General features: G+C 69.4%; 15 protein-coding genes and 1 pseudogene. 10 read left to right on the top strand and 6 right to left on the bottom strand.

Going from position 1 to position 14700, the window contains the following annotated elements; translation table 11 throughout:
* The first annotated feature begins 22 nt into the window (after positions 1–22).
* From AABN02_RS13095 to denD, 6 genes are read left to right on the top strand one after another with little or no spacing between them, the layout of a single operon-like run.
* Complete coding sequence (locus AABN02_RS13095; protein ID WP_338415427.1) at positions 23–850, top strand: sugar ABC transporter permease; 828 nt, start codon at positions 23–25, stop codon at positions 848–850.
* A complete protein-coding gene (locus tag AABN02_RS13090; RefSeq protein ID WP_338415369.1) occupies positions 847–1704 on the top strand; it encodes a carbohydrate ABC transporter permease in 858 nt (285 codons plus the stop codon). Before AABN02_RS13095 ends, AABN02_RS13090 begins: the two co-directional genes overlap by 4 nt.
* A 10-nt stretch (positions 1705–1714) precedes the next feature.
* Complete coding sequence (gene ugpC / locus AABN02_RS13085; RefSeq protein ID WP_338415368.1) at positions 1715–2770, top strand: sn-glycerol-3-phosphate ABC transporter ATP-binding protein UgpC; 1056 nt, start codon at positions 1715–1717, stop codon at positions 2768–2770.
* A 28-nt stretch (positions 2771–2798) separates the two neighbouring features.
* On the top strand, positions 2799–3305 hold the full coding sequence (locus AABN02_RS13080) for a gluconokinase (RefSeq protein WP_338415367.1): 507 nt from the start codon (positions 2799–2801) through the stop codon (positions 3303–3305).
* An 11-nt stretch (positions 3306–3316) separates the two neighbouring features.
* Positions 3317–4096 carry a FadR/GntR family transcriptional regulator gene (locus tag AABN02_RS13075; RefSeq protein WP_338415366.1) on the top strand — a complete coding sequence of 260 codons (780 nt, stop codon included), beginning with the start codon at positions 3317–3319 and terminating at the stop codon, positions 4094–4096.
* The gene (gene denD / locus AABN02_RS13070) at positions 4093–5073 is read left to right on the top strand and encodes a D-erythronate dehydrogenase (RefSeq protein WP_338415365.1); all 981 of its coding nucleotides are present in this window, start codon (positions 4093–4095) and stop codon (positions 5071–5073) included. The genes AABN02_RS13075 and denD overlap by 4 nt, the downstream gene beginning before the upstream one ends.
* Positions 5074–5103: 30 nt before the next feature.
* Here the strand turns inward: denD and pmbA are convergent, their stop codons facing one another.
* Complete coding sequence (gene pmbA / locus AABN02_RS13065) at positions 5104–6534, bottom strand: metalloprotease PmbA (RefSeq protein ID WP_338415364.1); 1431 nt, start codon at positions 6532–6534, stop codon at positions 5104–5106.
* Positions 6535–6595: 61 nt separating this feature from the next.
* Between pmbA and yjgA the strand changes: the two genes are divergently transcribed.
* Entirely contained in the window at positions 6596–7225 is a 630-nt protein-coding gene (gene yjgA, locus AABN02_RS13060; RefSeq protein WP_338415363.1) for a ribosome biogenesis factor YjgA, read from the top strand.
* Entirely contained in the window at positions 7218–7847 is a 630-nt protein-coding gene (gene mog, locus AABN02_RS13055) for a molybdopterin adenylyltransferase (protein WP_338415362.1), read from the top strand. Before yjgA ends, mog begins: the two co-directional genes overlap by 8 nt.
* A gap of 15 nt (positions 7848–7862) precedes the next feature.
* Here mog and AABN02_RS13050 read toward each other — a convergent pair whose 3' ends face one another.
* The 4 genes from AABN02_RS13050 to AABN02_RS13035 form a co-directional block, all read right to left on the bottom strand.
* The gene (locus AABN02_RS13050; RefSeq protein WP_338415361.1) at positions 7863–9524 is read right to left on the bottom strand and encodes a right-handed parallel beta-helix repeat-containing protein; all 1662 of its coding nucleotides are present in this window, start codon (positions 9522–9524) and stop codon (positions 7863–7865) included.
* Between the two features lie 98 nt (positions 9525–9622).
* Positions 9623–10402, bottom strand: a complete 780-nt coding sequence (gene cysE / locus AABN02_RS13045) for a serine O-acetyltransferase (protein WP_338415360.1) — start codon at positions 10400–10402, stop codon at positions 9623–9625.
* A gap of 66 nt (positions 10403–10468) precedes the next feature.
* Positions 10469–11572, bottom strand: a complete 1104-nt coding sequence (locus AABN02_RS13040; RefSeq protein ID WP_338415359.1) for an acyltransferase — start codon at positions 11570–11572, stop codon at positions 10469–10471.
* Positions 11573–11579: 7 nt separating this feature from the next.
* Positions 11580–12311: an RNA methyltransferase gene (locus AABN02_RS13035; protein WP_338415358.1), complete on the bottom strand. Its 732-nt coding sequence runs from the start codon at positions 12309–12311 to the stop codon at positions 11580–11582.
* A 154-nt stretch (positions 12312–12465) separates the two neighbouring features.
* Here AABN02_RS13035 and AABN02_RS13030 point away from each other — a divergent pair.
* Positions 12466–13269: pseudogene (locus tag AABN02_RS13030) on the top strand (inositol monophosphatase family protein); the annotation flags it as partial.
* 704 nt (positions 13270–13973) lie between these two features.
* Here the strand turns inward: AABN02_RS13030 and AABN02_RS13025 are convergent.
* The gene (locus AABN02_RS13025) at positions 13974–14336 is read right to left on the bottom strand and encodes a DUF1161 domain-containing protein (RefSeq protein WP_338415357.1); all 363 of its coding nucleotides are present in this window, start codon (positions 14334–14336) and stop codon (positions 13974–13976) included.
* Between AABN02_RS13025 and AABN02_RS13020 the strand changes: the two genes are divergently transcribed.
* Positions 14335–14592, top strand: a complete 258-nt coding sequence (locus AABN02_RS13020) for a hypothetical protein (RefSeq protein ID WP_338415356.1) — start codon at positions 14335–14337, stop codon at positions 14590–14592. The genes AABN02_RS13025 and AABN02_RS13020 overlap by 2 nt on opposite strands.
* The last annotated feature ends 108 nt before the right edge of the window (positions 14593–14700 follow it).

Raw genomic sequence — 14700 nt, 5'->3', positions numbered from 1 at the left:
TGCTGCATCCGGGTCCGCCCGAGTGCGACCGGGTCTCAGCACCTGGACCTTGTGGGGCCGCGCCCTGCTGGTGCCCTACGTGCTGGTGTTCCTGGTGTTCGTGCTCTATCCGGTCGGCTACGGGCTCTGGCTCGCCCGCCATCCGTCGAGCTACGAACGCCTGCTCGAAGACCCGATCTTCTACCGCACGGCCATCAACACGCTCATCTTCGTGGTCGTGGCCGTCAACGTGAAGATGGTGGTGGCGATGGGCCTGTCCGGTTTCTTCGTGCAAACGCGCTGGTGGATCAAGATCATCTCGATGGTCTTCATCCTGCCGTGGGCGGTGCCGTCGATTCCGACCATCCTGTCGGTGCGCTTCATGCTCAACCCGGAGTGGGGCGTCATCAACAGCACCATCTTCCGCATGACCGGGCTGGATGGGCCGAACTGGCTGAACGATCCGACGCTCGGCCTCGGCTTCTCGATGCTGATGCACATCTGGAAGTCGCTGCCGTTCTGGACGCTGATCCTGGTGGCGGGCCGGCTGGCGATACCCGGCGAGCAGTACGAGGCGGCGAGCGTGGACGGCGCCACCCGCGGCCAGAAATTCCGCTTCATCACCTGGCCGGCGATGAAGGACCTGTACCTGACCTGCACCATCCTGTCGATGATCTGGACGCTGGGCGACTTCAACAGCGTCTACCTGCTCACCGGCGGCGGGCCGGCCGATCTGACGCACGTGCTGGCGACGCTGGGCATCCGCTACCTGCGGCTGGACCAGATTGATCTCGCGATGGCCTCGCTGGTGGTGGCGCTGCCCCTGGTGCTGCCGCTGGTGTGGGTGATGATGAAGAGGCTCTCCAAATGACCCGCGCACGCTTCACGCTGAAGTCCATCGGCCAGGAAGCCCAGTTGCTGCTGATCGGCATCCCGGTGCTGCTGTGGACGCTGCTGCCGATCTACCACCTGGTGCTGTTCGCGGTCTCGCCGCGCGACAAGGCCACCTCCGGGCGCCTCTGGCCGCAGGACCCGACGCTGTCCAACTTCGACATCGTCTTCAACCAGAAGCACTTCTACCTGCACCACTTCTGGCAGCAGCTCGGCAACTCGCTGTTCATCGCCATCTCGGTCGGCGCGATCACGCTGTTCGTGGCGACCTGCGCGGCATTCTCGATCAGCCGGCTGAAGGTGCGCGGCGGGCGCACGGTGATGAACCTGGCGCTGATGACCTACTTCATCCCGGCCGCTTTTCTGGCCGTGCCGATGTACAAGACCATGTCCACCTACGGCCTGCTGAACAACCGCTGGTCGCTGATCCTGGCGATGGTGACGATCGCCTCGCCCTACTGCATCTGGGTGCTCAAGCAGGCGTCCGACAAGCTGCCGTGGGAGCTGGACGAGGCGGCGCGCATCGACGGGGCCTCGCCGATGCAGTTGTTCCGGCTCGTGTACCTGCCGCTGATGGTGCCGTCGCTGGTCGCTGTCGGGACGTATGCGCTGCTGCTGGCGTGGAACGAATACCTCTACGGCTTCCTGCTGCTGTCCAACGAGGCCGACCTGACACTGTCCGTTGCACTCGGCAACTTCCTTGCCGCGGACGACTCGCCCTGGGAGCTGCTGATGGCCACCGGGCTGGTCTACGCCCTGCCACCCGCAGCGATCTATTACGCCTTCAAGCGCTACATGGTGTCCGGCCTGACGGCTGGCGCCGTGAAAAGTTGAGAACACACCGATGGCCTCCGTCTCCTTTCGCAACGTCCAGAAGACCTACGGCAACAAGGTCAAGGTCATCCACGGCCTGAGCTTCGACATCGCCAACGGCGAGTTCGTCGTGCTCGTCGGCCCCTCGGGCTGCGGCAAGTCCACGCTGCTGCGGATGCTCGCCGGGCTGGAAGAGATCACCGACGGCGAGGTGCTGATCGACCAGACCGTCGTCAACGAGCTGGAGTCCAAGGACCGCGACATCGCGATGGTCTTCCAGAGCTACGCGCTGTACCCGCACATGACCGTCGGCGAGAACATGGGCTTCAGCCTGCGCCTGCGCAATGCGCCGCCCTCCGAGATCGACCGCCGCGTCGCCGATGCAGCCAAGATCCTCAACCTCGACGCGCTGCTCAATCGCCACCCGCGCGAACTCTCCGGCGGCCAGCGCCAGCGGGTCGCGATGGGCCGGGCGATCGTGCGCGATCCGAAGGTCTTCCTGTTCGACGAGCCGCTGTCCAACCTCGACGCCAAGCTGCGCGTGGCCATGCGCGCCGAGATCAAGGCCCTGCACCAGCGCCTGAAGACCACCACCGTCTACGTCACCCACGACCAGATCGAGGCGATGACGATGGCCGACCGCATCGTCGTCATGCACGACGGCATCGTCGAGCAGATCGGCACGCCGCTCGAACTCTTCGACCGGCCGAGCAACCTCTTCGTCGCGCAGTTCATCGGCTCGCCCGCGATGAACGTCTTCAGCGGCACGGCACGCGGGGACACGGTCGACGCGCTCGGTGCCCGCTGGCCGCTGCCACTGGATGCTTCCCGCGCAGCCGACGGCACGGCGGTCCACTACGGCATCCGTCCCACCGATCTGTCGCTGGCGCCGCAGGGCATCGCCGCCCGGGTCATCGTGGTCGAGCCGACCGGCGCGGAAACCGAACTGCTGGTCCAGGTGGGCGATGCCCGGCTGGTGGTCGTCATCCACGACCGCACCGAGGTGCAGCCGGACGACACCGTCTACCTCGCCGTCGACGCGTCCAAGGCCCACGTCTTCGACAGCCGGACCCAGCAGCGCCTGTGAGCCGGCGCCCATGCCCACACCCACGCCCATGAGCGACTCGCCACGTCCTCCGGTCGTCGTCGTGATGGGCGTGAGCGGCTGCGGCAAGTCCACGCTGGGGCAGGCGCTGGCCGAAGCGCTCGGCGTGCCCTACATCGAGGGCGACGACCTGCACCCGCCCCACAACGTGGCGCTCATGGCCGCCGGCACGCCGCTGACCGACGCCGACCGCGCCGGCTGGCTCGACCGCATCGGCGAACGGCTGGCGCAGGCACGCGACACCGGCGCCGTGGTGACCTGCTCGGCGCTGCGGCGCCTCTACCGCGACCGGCTGCGCAGCGCGTCACCCGGCCTGCGCCTGGTCCATCTGCACGGTGACCCGGCCCTGCTCGCCGAGCGCATCGGCCAGCGCACGGGCCACTACATGCCGCCCACCCTGCTGCCCAGCCAGCTCCAGACCCTGGAACCCCCAGACCCGGACGAGGCGGCCACCACGCTCGACATTGCCCAGCCGCCCGACCGCCTTGTCAGGCTTGCGCTGCAGGCGCTGCGCTAGGCTCGCGGCCCATGAGCGCCAACAAGAACATCCTCGGTCACACCCTCGATCAGCTGGGCGAGGCCATCGTCGCCGGCCGCTATCCCCCTGGCAGCGCCATCCCGCCCGAGCCGCTGCTCGGCGAAGAATTCGGCGTCAGCCGCACCGTCGTCCGCGAGGCCATCAAGTCGCTGGTGGCCAAGGGCCTGGTCATCACCGGGCCCAAGGTCGGCACGCGCGTGCTGCCCGCCGAGCAGTGGAACTGGTTTGACCAGTCGGTCGTGCGCTGGCACACCCGGGTCGGCCTGTCGCACGAGTTCCTGCGCGACCTGCAGGAGCTGCGCCGCGTGGTCGAGCCGGCGGCAGTGCGGCTGGCCGCCGAGCGCGCGACCGCGGAAGACCTGGCCGACATCGAGGCCGCCTTTGCCGGCATGAAACACGCCATCGAACACGGCGGCGACTACGTGACGCACGACCTGCGCTTTCACCAGGGCCTGCTGCGCGCCTGCCACAACCGGATGCTGGTGCAGATGAGCAAGGCGCTCGGCGCGCTGCTGCGCACGAGTTTCGAGCTGTCCACCGCCAAGCCGGACGGCCCGGCGCAGGCGCTGCCACTGCACCGCGCCGTGCTCGACGCCGTCATCGCCCACGACGCCGATGGCGCCGAGCGGGCCGCGCTGGTGCTGATCGACGGCGCCTATATCGACCTGCAGGAAGTGCTGGCCTCCCGGCAGGCCCTGCCCTCGCTCATCGCCCAGGCTTCGCCGCTCAAGGCGCCCCGACCTCCCCACCCCGCCACGGTCCATCCATGAAACTGCTCATCACCGGTGCCGCCGGCTTCCTCGGTGCCCGCCTGGCGCGCACGCTGCTGGCCCGCGGCACGCTGGCTGGCCAGCCGATCCGGCAACTGGTGCTCACGGACCTCGTCGAGCCACCCGCGGATCTGCGCGCCGATGCGCGCGTCGAGACCCGCACCGGCCCATTGCTGGACCAGGTGGTCGCCTTGCGCGCGGAATCCTTCGGCGGGGTGTTCCACCTCGCCTCGGCCGTCTCCGGCGAATGCGAGCTGGACTTCGACCTCGGCATGGCCTCCAACCTCGATTCGACCCGCGCGCTGCTCGACGCACTGCGCCACCGGGTCGTGCAGCACGGCGATGCGCCGGCGCGGCTGGTGTTCGCCAGCTCGGTCGCGGTCTTCGGCCCGGACGACGACCACCCGCTGCCCGTCCTGGTCACCGATGACACGCTGCCCACGCCGCAGACCAGCTACGGCATCCAGAAGCACATCTGCGAGCACCTGATCACCGACTACACCCGCAAGGGCTACCTGGACGGCCGCGCGGCCCGGCTGATGACCGTCACGGTGCGTCCCGGCCGGCCCAATGGCGCGGCGTCCTCGTTCTTCAGCGGCATCCTCCGCGAGCCGCTGGCGGGGCTGGAGGCGGTCTGCCCGGTGGACCCGGACGTGTCGCACCCGCTGACCTCGCCACGCGCAACGGTCGAGGCGCTGATCCGCGTCTTCGAATGCAGCCGCGCCGAGTTCGGCGGGCGCACCGCGCTGAACCTGCCGGCGCTCAACCTCACGGTGGCGCAGATGCTGGACGCGCTGGAAGCGGTGGCGGGTCCGGCCGTGCGGGCGCTGGTGCGCTTCGAGCGCGACGAGCGCATCGCCGGCATCGTGGCGCGCTGGCCGGCGGGCGCCACCGCCGAGCGGGCGGCGCGGCTCGGCCTGCAGCCGGAAACGTCTTTCGAGGACATCATCCGGCAGTACATCGCCGACCAGGCCTGAGACCGGAGACCGGAGACCCGGTCCTCGGGATCAGCTCCCCGCGACCATCATCTTGTCGACCAACACCGAACCGATGGTCTTGCTGCCCATCGTGTACTCGTCGGCGCCGATGGCCACGATGCCCTTGAACATCTCGCCGAGGTGGCCAGCGATGGTGACTTCCTCGACCGGATGGACGATGCGGCCGTTCTCGACCCAGAAGCCCGCCGCGCCGCGCGAGTAGTCGCCCGTCACGTAGTTGACGCCCTGCCCCATCAGCTCGACCACGAACAGGCCGCGGTGCAGCTTGCGCAGCATCTCGTCGAGGTTGTCGCCGGTGGCGGTCAGGCGGCTGCGCAGGTGCAGGTTCTGCGAGCCGCCGGCGTGGCCGGTGGTCTTCATGCCCAGCTTGCGGGCCGAGTAGCTCGACAGGAAGTAGCCCTGCGTCACGCCGGCCTCGACCACCTTGCGCGCCTGGGTGCGCACGCCTTCGTCGTCGAAGGGCGCGCTGCCCTTGGCCTTGCGGATGTGCGGGTCTTCGTCGATGTCGATGTGGTCCGGAAAGACGGGCTGGCCGAGGCTGTCGAGCAGGAAGGTCGCCTTGCGGTAGAGCGCACCACCGCTGGTGGCCTGCACATAGGCACCCAGCAGGCCGGCGGCCACGGTTGATTCAAACAACACGGGCATCTCGCCGGTCGGGATCTTGCGGCCCTTCAGGCGCGAGAGCGCGCGCTGCGCGGCGTAGCGGCCGACGGACTCGGGCGAGGCCAGATCGGCGGCGTCGCGCATCGAGGTGTACCAGGAGTCGCGCTGCATGTCGCGGCCACGGCCGGCGATGGGCGAGACCGACAGCGAGTGGCGCGAGCTGGCGTAGCCGCCGCAGAAGCCGCGGCTGTTGCCGGCGTAGAAATGCGACTGCTGGGCCGAGACCCCTGCGCCCTCGGAGTTGGTGATCATCGAATCGGTCGACAGCGCCGCCGCCTCGCAGCGCAGCGCGAGTTCGGCCGCCGTTTCGGCGTTCACCGCCCAGGGGTGGAACAGGTCGAGGTCGCAGTCGGCTGCCCAGCCAAGCGCGAGATCCTGCTGGTCCGGCAGACCGGCTGCGGTGTCCTCGGCGGTGAAGCGGGCGATGTCGAAGGCGGCGCGCACCGTCTGGCGCAGCGCGGCGGGCGAAAAATCGGAGGTGCTGGCGTTGCCGCGGCGCTGGCCGATGTAGACCGACACGCCGATCGCCTTGTCGCGGTTGCGCTCGACGTTCTCGATCTTGCCCTTGCGCACCGAGACCGACAGGCCGGCGCCTTCGGACACTTCCACCCCCGCGTCGCTCGCGCCGAGCGATTTGGCCAGCGCCAGCGCGTCTTCCACCAGCGTGCGGAACTGGTCCCGCGAATAGGAGAAACCGGCATCTGGACGCACGGCGGCGGCGGCATCCGCCCCCTCGGCAACAGCAGCGGGACGGGTCTTGGCAGTCTTTGCAGTCATGTACGGGTCGGGCCGGTGGTGGTCGCTCGTATCATAGCTGTCGTCTTCACCCCGACCGCCCATGCACCCGAACGACCACTTTGACCACGACGAGGCCGCACCGGCCCGCGATGACGACTTCGCCGACCGCCCGAGCAAGACGCGGCTGAAGCAGGACATGCACGACCTGCAGGCGCTGGGCAAGGAGCTCATCGAGATGCCCGACGCGCGCCTGACCGCGCTGGACATGCCCGAGTTCCTGCTCGACGCCCTGCTGCAGCTCAAGCGCACCCGCTCGCACGAGGGCCGGCGCCGCCAGTGGCAGTACGTCGGCAAGCTGATGCGCCGGGTCGATCCGGAGCCGCTGCGCGAGGCGGTCGCCTCGTTCAAGGTGCCCGGCGCCAAGGAGACCCTCGCCCTGCACACCGCCGAGCGCTGGCGTGACCGCCTGCTGGCCGAGGACGACGCCCTCACCCAGTGGATGAGCGAGCACCCGGACACCGATGCCCAGGCCCTGCGCACGCTGATCCGCAATGCCCGCAAGGACCAGCTTGCCGCCGCCGCGCAGCCCGCCACGGGCACGGGCACGGCCGAACGCAAGGGCCGCGCCTACCGCGATCTGTTCCAGCGCATCAAGTCCGCGCTCGAAGCCGCCGCCAAGGCGGACGAGCTGGCCGCCCGCGACCTGGACGAGGAAGACGACGATGAGTGACCCCACCGCAGCAGCCGCAGCCGCAGCAGCCCTGCCACCGCCCGAGCCGGTGCGCATCGGCCTGGTGTCGATCAGCGACCGCGCGAGCAGCGGTGTCTATGAAGACAAGGGCATCCCGGCCCTGCAGGACTGGATGGCCCGCACGCTGCACAACCCGGTCACCTGGGTCACGCGGCTCATTCCGGACGAGCAGGAGGGCATCAGCGCCACGCTGCGCGAGCTGGTCGACGTGCACCAGTGCGACCTCGTGCTGACCACCGGCGGCACCGGCCCCGCGCTGCGCGACGTCACACCCGAAGCCACGCTGGCCGTGGCCGACAAGGTGATGCCCGGCTTCGGCGAGCAGATGCGCCAGATCAGCCTGCGCTTCGTGCCGACGGCGATCCTGTCGCGGCAGGTGGCGGTGATCCGCGGCAAGGCGCTGGTCCTGAACCTGCCGGGCCAGCCCAAGTCGATCGCCGAGACGCTGGAAGGCCTGCCGAACGCGGTGCCGCCCTGCCCGGGCATCTTCGCGGCCGTGCCCTACTGCATCGACCTGATCGGCGGGCCGTACCTCGAGACCCGCGACGCGGTCTGCAAGGCCTTCCGCCCGAAGACGGCACAGCGCCCGTCGCGCGGCTGAGTCACCCGCCCCGGCTCACTGCTCGACGGCGCCAAGGTCAGGCGCAGCGCCCTTCGTCACCCGCGCCTGGGACCGCCCGACGGCGTCCAGCTGCCACAGGATCGGCACGGCGGCCACGCCGGCCGGGGCCGGTCCGGCGGCATCCACCAGCGCGCTGCCGGGCTGCGGCACCCAGTTGCCCTCCACCAGCGGCGAGCGCAGGCCCACCAGCGGCGCGGCGGCCAGCAGCAGCTGTCCGGTCAGGGTGTGCCACTGGTCGATGTCCTGCCAGCCGATCGACAGCCAGTTCTTCCCGAGGTGGACCACGCCGCCGGTGACCCAGAGCGGCCCCACCGACTGGCCCGCACGCAGGCTCTTCTCGGACACCGTGCTGGCGAACACGATGGCGTTGTTCCAGACCTCCGCGCGCTCCTCGGTGGTGGAGAGCTGGAAGACTTCCGCGCTCTTGCCCGTGACGATGACCGTGTTGTGGAAGAACTGCAGCACGCCCTTGCGGAAGATCGGCTCGCCCCAGAGCGCGCCCGGCGTGCTGCCGGCGTGGTCGCCACCGTAGTGGATGACGCTGCCGGAGTCGCCGTCCTTGCGGATCTGGTTGCCGTAGACCAGCGTCGTGCGGTAGTCGGCCCGCGGCAGCACCAGCAGCGGGAAGTCCTCGGCCTCGACCAGATCGATGGCGTGGGCGCCCTCCTCGATGCGGTTGTAGCGCACGACGAGGCCGGCCGAGCGGTCCTTGATCGCATTGCCCCGTGCGCCAGCGCGCAGCGGGCCGTAGACGTTGTGCTCGATCACGACGCCCAGGCCCTGGGTGTAGGTGCTGTGCTCGGACTCGCTGCCGACCACGCCGTTGCCGTGGATCACGTTGCCGACCAGGCGCAGGTTCTCGGTGACCGCGCCGCTGCCGTCGTCGGCCGAGCGGCTGAACACGCCCATGGCGCAGTCGGTCAGCTCGTTGTCCGCGATGGTGACGTGGTCGCCGCGGTCGACCCAGATGCAGGCGCCAAAGGCGTCGTAGGTCTTCACCGCGCCTGCGGCGTCACGGAACTGGTAGGCCGGGTGGGCGCGGGTGAACTTCAGTCCGTCGATCTGGAGGTAGGTCGGCCGGTCCGTCCAGGCGTCCGACGCCAGCTTGGTGACCATGACCAGGGCGCGACGTTGCAGGATGTCGCTCACGCTGCCCGCGAACGCCGCCAGCAGCCCCGGACTGGTCGTCGCCCCCTGCCCATCGATCACCGGACGCTCGCCGTTGGGGCCACGCACGCCACACACGCGCACCGGCCGGGTCGCCGTGCCGTGGGCGGCCAGCAGGAACTTGCCGCGGTAGGGCGTGGCGCTGTAGTGGATGCGCACGGTGTCGCCCGGCGCGAGACGCTCCCAGGGCACCTGATCGAGCGACGCCAGGGGCTGCCCGGGGCCGACTGCGTAGTCGGTGCCCGCTCCGGAGGGCACACACGCCGGCCAGGGCAGCAGCGGGCGCTCGTCCGGCTGGGCAAAGGCCGCCGTCATCGGCTCGACCATGGACGCCGTCGATGGTCCGCTCCCGCCATCGCCCTCTGCGGACCCGTCACCGCCCCCTCCGCCCTCTCCGCCGCCGCCACAGCCCGACAGGGCCACGCCGCAGACGAGCAGGCCGGCGCCCAAGCCCAGGCGCCAGCCGATCCGGAATCCCGCTGCATGCATGAAATGCCCCGCCACCATGTTGTGTCAGGACGTAACTTACCGCAAAACCACATCAGCATGCTGGCGTGGTGCTTTGGCGTACCGATGCCAGTCCCGCGCTACTTCACCAGCCGGTTGAGGCCTTCCGCATCGAACTGCTCGGTGGTGTGGGCATCCTGCGGCACGCAGGCGTCGGCCGGCAGTTCGCGCGAACGGGCCGAGAGCTTCTCGATCGCCTGCCAGAGCAGCGCGATCTGGTGCTCGTGGCCCGAGGCGTTGTCGATCAGGCCCTTCATGGCCTGCGCGACCGGGTCCTCGCCCTGCGTCACGCCGTAGGCCGAGAAGCCCATGCGGGCGGCCACGGCTTCGCGCTGGGCGTCGAGCTGCGCGGCGATGATGCGGGCCGGGTTGCCGACCGCGGTGGCGCCATCTGGCACCGGCTTGGTCACGACGGCCCCTGAGCCAACCCGCGCGCCGTCCCCGACCGTGAAGCCGCCCAGCACGCTGGCGTGCGCGCCGACGATCACGCCCTTGCCCAGCGTCGGGTGCCGCTTGGCGCCCTTGACCAGCGAGGTGCCGCCGAGCGTGACGCCCTGGTAGATGGTGCAGTCGTCGCCGATCTCGGCCATCTCGCCGATCACCACGCCCATGCCGTGGTCGATGAAGACGCGGCGGCCGAAGGTGGCGCCGGGATGGATCTCGATGCCGGTGAAGAAACGCCCCAGGTGCGACAGGAAGCGCCCGGGCCAGCGCAGTCCGCGCAGCCAGCACCAGTGCGCCACCCGCTGGATCCACAGCGCGTGCAGGCCGGGATAGCAGGTCACCACCTCGAAGGTCGACCGGGCGGCCGGATCACGCTCGAGGATGCAGGCGATGTCTTCTTTCAGGCGACGGAACATGGCGGGCTCGGAGGAACGGCAGGGAGCCCCCAGTGTAGGCGCCGCCTGAAAACCGCGCCGGCCAGGTCAGCGGGAGACGGGTTCCGCCTGCAGTTTCGGCGTGGTATGGCCAGACGTCCGGGTGCGCGCCACCGGATCGATCGCGGCACGCAGCCACCGGGACAGGGGCCGCTCGACCCACCGGTTCACCATCCACGACACCACCACCACCGCGCCGACCACCAGCACCACCCGCAGGTGGAAGTCGATGTGCTGCCAGCCCGGTGCCATCAGCGCGATGTAGCCGATGTTCTGGTGCAGCAGGTAGACCGGGTAGGTGAGCGCGCCGAACCAGTACACCAGCGGCGAGGCCCGCATCGTCCACCGGCCACTGATGACGAGCAGGAACACGCCCTGGAACAGCAGCAGGCAGAGTGCCACCTGCACGGGCGTGCCCAGCGACACGGCGCCGTTCTGACCGAGCTTCCCGGCCTCGGCCGCGGTCCAGCCGTACCAGAGCGTCAGGCCGAAGGCCCACAGCAGCAGCAGGACCCGCGCACCAGTCCAGCCCCGGCGGCTGATCCGGTAGTACAGCATGCCCGCCACGAACAGCGGCGCCCAGCGCGCATCCAGCCACAGCTCCAGCGAATACACGGGGCGCACCGCATTGACCGAAGACACCAGCAGCCAGGCCGCGATCCACCACTCCAGCCGCCGCAACTGGCCGAAGTGCAGCAGCATGATCACCAGCAGGTAGAACTGCAATTCCACCGCCAGCGACCAGTACGCGCCGTCCACGAACTCGACATGGACCCAGTGCGGCACCATCGTCAGGTTGGCCAGCACCTGCACCGGCGTCACCGCAAAGGCCTCGCGGCCCGACCACCACGCCACCGCCGCCGTCAGCAGCACGCCGACCCAGAACGCCGGATACAGCCGCGACACCCGCGAGGCGATGAAGCCCCGCACCGTTGCGCCTTCGGCCGTCATCAGGATCACGAAGCCGCTGATCATGAAGAACAGGTGCACCCCGAGGTGGCCCAGCTCCGCCAACGGCTGCAGCCAGGGCAGCGTCGGATCGAGCAGCCAGCCGCCCTGCTGCCCGCGGTGCAGGAAGTGGAATGCCAGCACACTCAGGCAGGCGAGGCCTCGGAGGAAGTCGATCTGGTGGAAGCGGGGAACGGCGTTCATGACTGAATCATGTCGGCCGCTTCTCCCCCAAATCGAGGACAGATTTTGCAATTCCGCGCAGAACGTGAATTTCTTCCGCCGTCAATTGCGCCCGATTGCACAGTTGGTTCAGCCTCGGCAACAACTTGCGCGGAACGTCCGGATTCAGGAAACCGATGCGGACCAGGGCCTGCTCCCAGTGCGCCAGCGCGCCCTGCACCATGTCCACCGAGGCGAGCCGCGGGTCCCGGGTGCGCGGCGTCACCCCGAAGCCGCCCAGCGCCTGCCGCCAGTCGTAGGACAGCAGCTGCACCGCCTGCGCCAGGTTGAGCGAGCCGTAGTCCGGATTGGTCGGGATCGACAGGCAGACGTGGCAGCGGTAGACATCCTCGTTGGACATGCCGTAGCGCTCGCTGCCGAAGACGAAGGCCACGCTGGCCGCGCTCGCGGCGAGTTCCTCGAAGTACGGCCGCGGCGCCACGGTCGGCGGGCCGAAGTCGCGCGGGGTCATCGCCGTGGCGCAGGCGACCTGCACGCCGTCGAGCGCCTCGTCCAGGGTGTCCACGATGCGCGCCCGCACGAGGATGTCGGCGGCACCGCTGGCCATCGCCACCGTTTCCTCCTGGCTGAGCACATTGCCGAAGCGCGGCGCCACCAGCACCAGATCGGTGAAGCCCATCACCTTCATGGCCCGCGCCGTGGCGCCGACGTTGCCCGGATGGCTGGTGTTGACCAGGACGAAGCGTGTGGAATCTGGCATGGGATCGTGAAAGCACCGTAAAATGGACGGTTATCTTAGGCCCGCAGGCTTGCACTGCCCGCCACCGCTCTTTCCCACCGTCAGCCCCTTGCCCAGTCGCCGCGCGCACCGCGCCGCGACCATCCGCCGTTCGAGCCCCCGGAGTCCCCTCGCCATGTCGCAAACCAATTTGCATCCCATGCTCAACATCGCCATCAAGGCCGCACGCGCGGCCGGGGCGATCATCAACCGGGCCAGTCTCGACGTCGACCGCCTGACCGTCACCAGCAAGGGGCCCAACGACTTCGTCACCGAAGTCGACCAGGCGGCCGAGCGCATCATCATCGAGACCCTGCTGACCGCCTACCCGGACCACGCCATCCTCGCCGAGGAATCGGGCCGCTCCATGGGTTCGCACACCAGCGACTACGTCTGGATCATCGATCCGCTCGACGGCACCACCAACTTCATCCACGGCTTCCCGCAGTACGCGGTGTCGATCGCGCTGGCGTTCAAGGGCAAGGTCGAGCAAGCCGTCGTCTATGACCCGGCCCGCAACGACCTGTTCTACGCCACCAAGGGCCGCGGCGCCTTCATGAACGACAAGCGCCTGCGCGTGTCCAAGCGCATCCGGCTGGCCGACGCCCTCATCGGCACCGGCTTCCCCTTCCGCAAGGGCGACAACTTCAAGCGCTACCTGAAGATCTTCGAGGAGCTGATGCCCCTGTGCGCCGGCCTGCGCCGCCCGGGTGCCGCCGCCCTGGACCTGTGCTACGTCGCCGCCGGCTGGTACGACGCCTTCTTCGAGACCGGCCTGCACCCCTGGGACGTCGCCGCTGGCTCGCTGATCGTCACCGAAGCGGGTGGCCTGGTCGGTAACTTCACCGGCGAAGCCGACTTCCTGTACCAGCGCGAAGTGCTGGCCGGCTCGCCCAAGGTCTATGCGCAGCTGGTGCCGATCCTGGCGCCCTACACCCGCGTGATCACCGAGGACGAGGCAGCGCCCGCGGGCACCGCCACCCCGGCAGCGGTCGCGCCGAAGGCCCGCTCCACCAAGGTCCGCGCCAAGACCAGCGCGACCGGCACCGACACCATCGCCCCGGCCCGCAGCAGCAGCTCCACCACGCTGACGCCGCTGGACGTGTTCATTGCCGAGACGCAGCCGGAGCTGGTCGCCGAGCTGGCAGCCGAGGAAGCCGCTGAACAGGCCCCCGAGAAGCCCGTGTTCGACATCCCGCTGTCGCCCGCCGCTGCGCTGGCCGCTGCCTTCGAGCCGATGCCCGATGCCGAGGCCGCGCCCGCCCCGGTCGTGACGATCCGCAAGCCGACGCGCATCAAGAAGGAAGACATGCCGCCGAAGGAAGAGCCGGCACCGGAACGCAAGCGCAGCCGCCGCGACGACGCGCCGTACTGAGCCCGCGCCAGCCGCATCGCCTGGCGACGCGGCTTGTCGGGTTCAACCGCGGCGCTGGACCCGCCGCGTCGGAGACGGACATGTGGAGGTGCGAGCCTCCCGCGCTGAGCGTGCCGGAGAGGCTCAGGATCTCGAGCGGGCACAGTTGCTCCGCAGCGAGGTCGTCCAGGGCCCGGCGCAGGTCGACGCCGGGCGGCAATCGGACCGGCAGGAAGGGCATGGCGCTCAAGGCCCAACGCGCCCGAAGTGCCCGAAGTCCCCGGGCTGCTTCATTTCCTGCATTGGCCGCGCACCGGCTCCGAGCCGTCCTTGCACTCGGTGATGATCGTGTCGACCTTCCTCTCTGCCTTGGCTGGCAGGTTGCGCGGGGCCGTGCCGGACTCGGTCTGCGTGGTCTGCGTGGTCTGCGTGTACAGCAGCTTTTTCGCCCCGCGGTCGCAGGTGCCGACCACGCGGCCCGCCGAGGGCGCGCTGGCGTCGACCACCGACACGCTGAAGGCCGAGACGCCCGACGCGCGGATCTTCGCCTCCACGTCAGACCGGAGTTCGTCGCAGGAAAACGCGCTGCTGGGGCCCGCCTGAAGCAGGGCGATGGTGGTGGCGATGGCGCCGAAGGTGGGATGCAGTCTCATGGTGCGCGGATTCTGCCGCAGGTGCGTCGATCTCACCCGCATCGACGGCATCGATCTCACCACCGCCCTGGTCGTCGTCTCCGAGATCGGCGCCGACACGAGCGGCAAGACCAAGCGCTGTGCCAACCGCGCCGCACAGGCGCTTCGGCTGGCCGTCACCGCCTCCGCCCACAAGCTTGCTCGCCTCCTCTACGCCAAACGTGCCCAGCAACTCGGCATGGCGGTATCCGTCCGGCCAACCCACATTGAATCCTGAGGACCGGACGAGGATGCTTGTGTCCACGAACAAATGCGTGGACACATGGACACTTCTCAAATCGGAACCCAAGACGTTGCTGCAGCGGCCAAGCGTCGCTGGCGGCGG

The organism is uncultured Sphaerotilus sp. (assembly GCF_963924895.1).
Classification (GTDB): domain Bacteria; phylum Pseudomonadota; class Gammaproteobacteria; order Burkholderiales; family Burkholderiaceae_C; genus Sphaerotilus.
This window is presented reverse-complemented; position numbering and strand designations above follow the sequence as displayed.

What these genes read in the sequence shown, in the direction of transcription:
- AABN02_RS13090 (WP_338415369.1), top strand. Translation starts at nt 847, where the DNA reads ATGACCCGCGCACGCTTCACGCTGAAGTCCATCGGCCAGGAAGCCCAG.
- ugpC (WP_338415368.1), top strand. Translation starts at nt 1,715, where the DNA reads ATGGCCTCCGTCTCCTTTCGCAACGTCCAGAAGACCTACGGCAACAAG.
- AABN02_RS13080 (WP_338415367.1), top strand. Translation starts at nt 2,799, where the DNA reads ATGAGCGACTCGCCACGTCCTCCGGTCGTCGTCGTGATGGGCGTGAGC.
- AABN02_RS13075 (WP_338415366.1), top strand. Translation starts at nt 3,317, where the DNA reads ATGAGCGCCAACAAGAACATCCTCGGTCACACCCTCGATCAGCTGGGC.
- denD (WP_338415365.1), top strand. Translation starts at nt 4,093, where the DNA reads ATGAAACTGCTCATCACCGGTGCCGCCGGCTTCCTCGGTGCCCGCCTG.
- pmbA (WP_338415364.1), bottom strand. Translation starts at nt 6,534, where the DNA reads ATGACTGCAAAGACTGCCAAGACCCGTCCCGCTGCTGTTGCCGAGGGG.
- yjgA (WP_338415363.1), top strand. Translation starts at nt 6,596, where the DNA reads ATGCACCCGAACGACCACTTTGACCACGACGAGGCCGCACCGGCCCGC.
- mog (WP_338415362.1), top strand. Translation starts at nt 7,218, where the DNA reads ATGAGTGACCCCACCGCAGCAGCCGCAGCCGCAGCAGCCCTGCCACCG.
- AABN02_RS13050 (WP_338415361.1), bottom strand. Translation starts at nt 9,524, where the DNA reads ATGCATGCAGCGGGATTCCGGATCGGCTGGCGCCTGGGCTTGGGCGCC.
- cysE (WP_338415360.1), bottom strand. Translation starts at nt 10,402, where the DNA reads ATGTTCCGTCGCCTGAAAGAAGACATCGCCTGCATCCTCGAGCGTGAT.
- AABN02_RS13040 (WP_338415359.1), bottom strand. Translation starts at nt 11,572, where the DNA reads ATGAACGCCGTTCCCCGCTTCCACCAGATCGACTTCCTCCGAGGCCTC.
- AABN02_RS13035 (WP_338415358.1), bottom strand. Translation starts at nt 12,311, where the DNA reads ATGCCAGATTCCACACGCTTCGTCCTGGTCAACACCAGCCATCCGGGC.
- AABN02_RS13020 (WP_338415356.1), top strand. Translation starts at nt 14,335, where the DNA reads ATGGTGCGCGGATTCTGCCGCAGGTGCGTCGATCTCACCCGCATCGAC.
- AABN02_RS13025 (WP_338415357.1), bottom strand. Translation starts at nt 14,336, where the DNA reads ATGAGACTGCATCCCACCTTCGGCGCCATCGCCACCACCATCGCCCTG.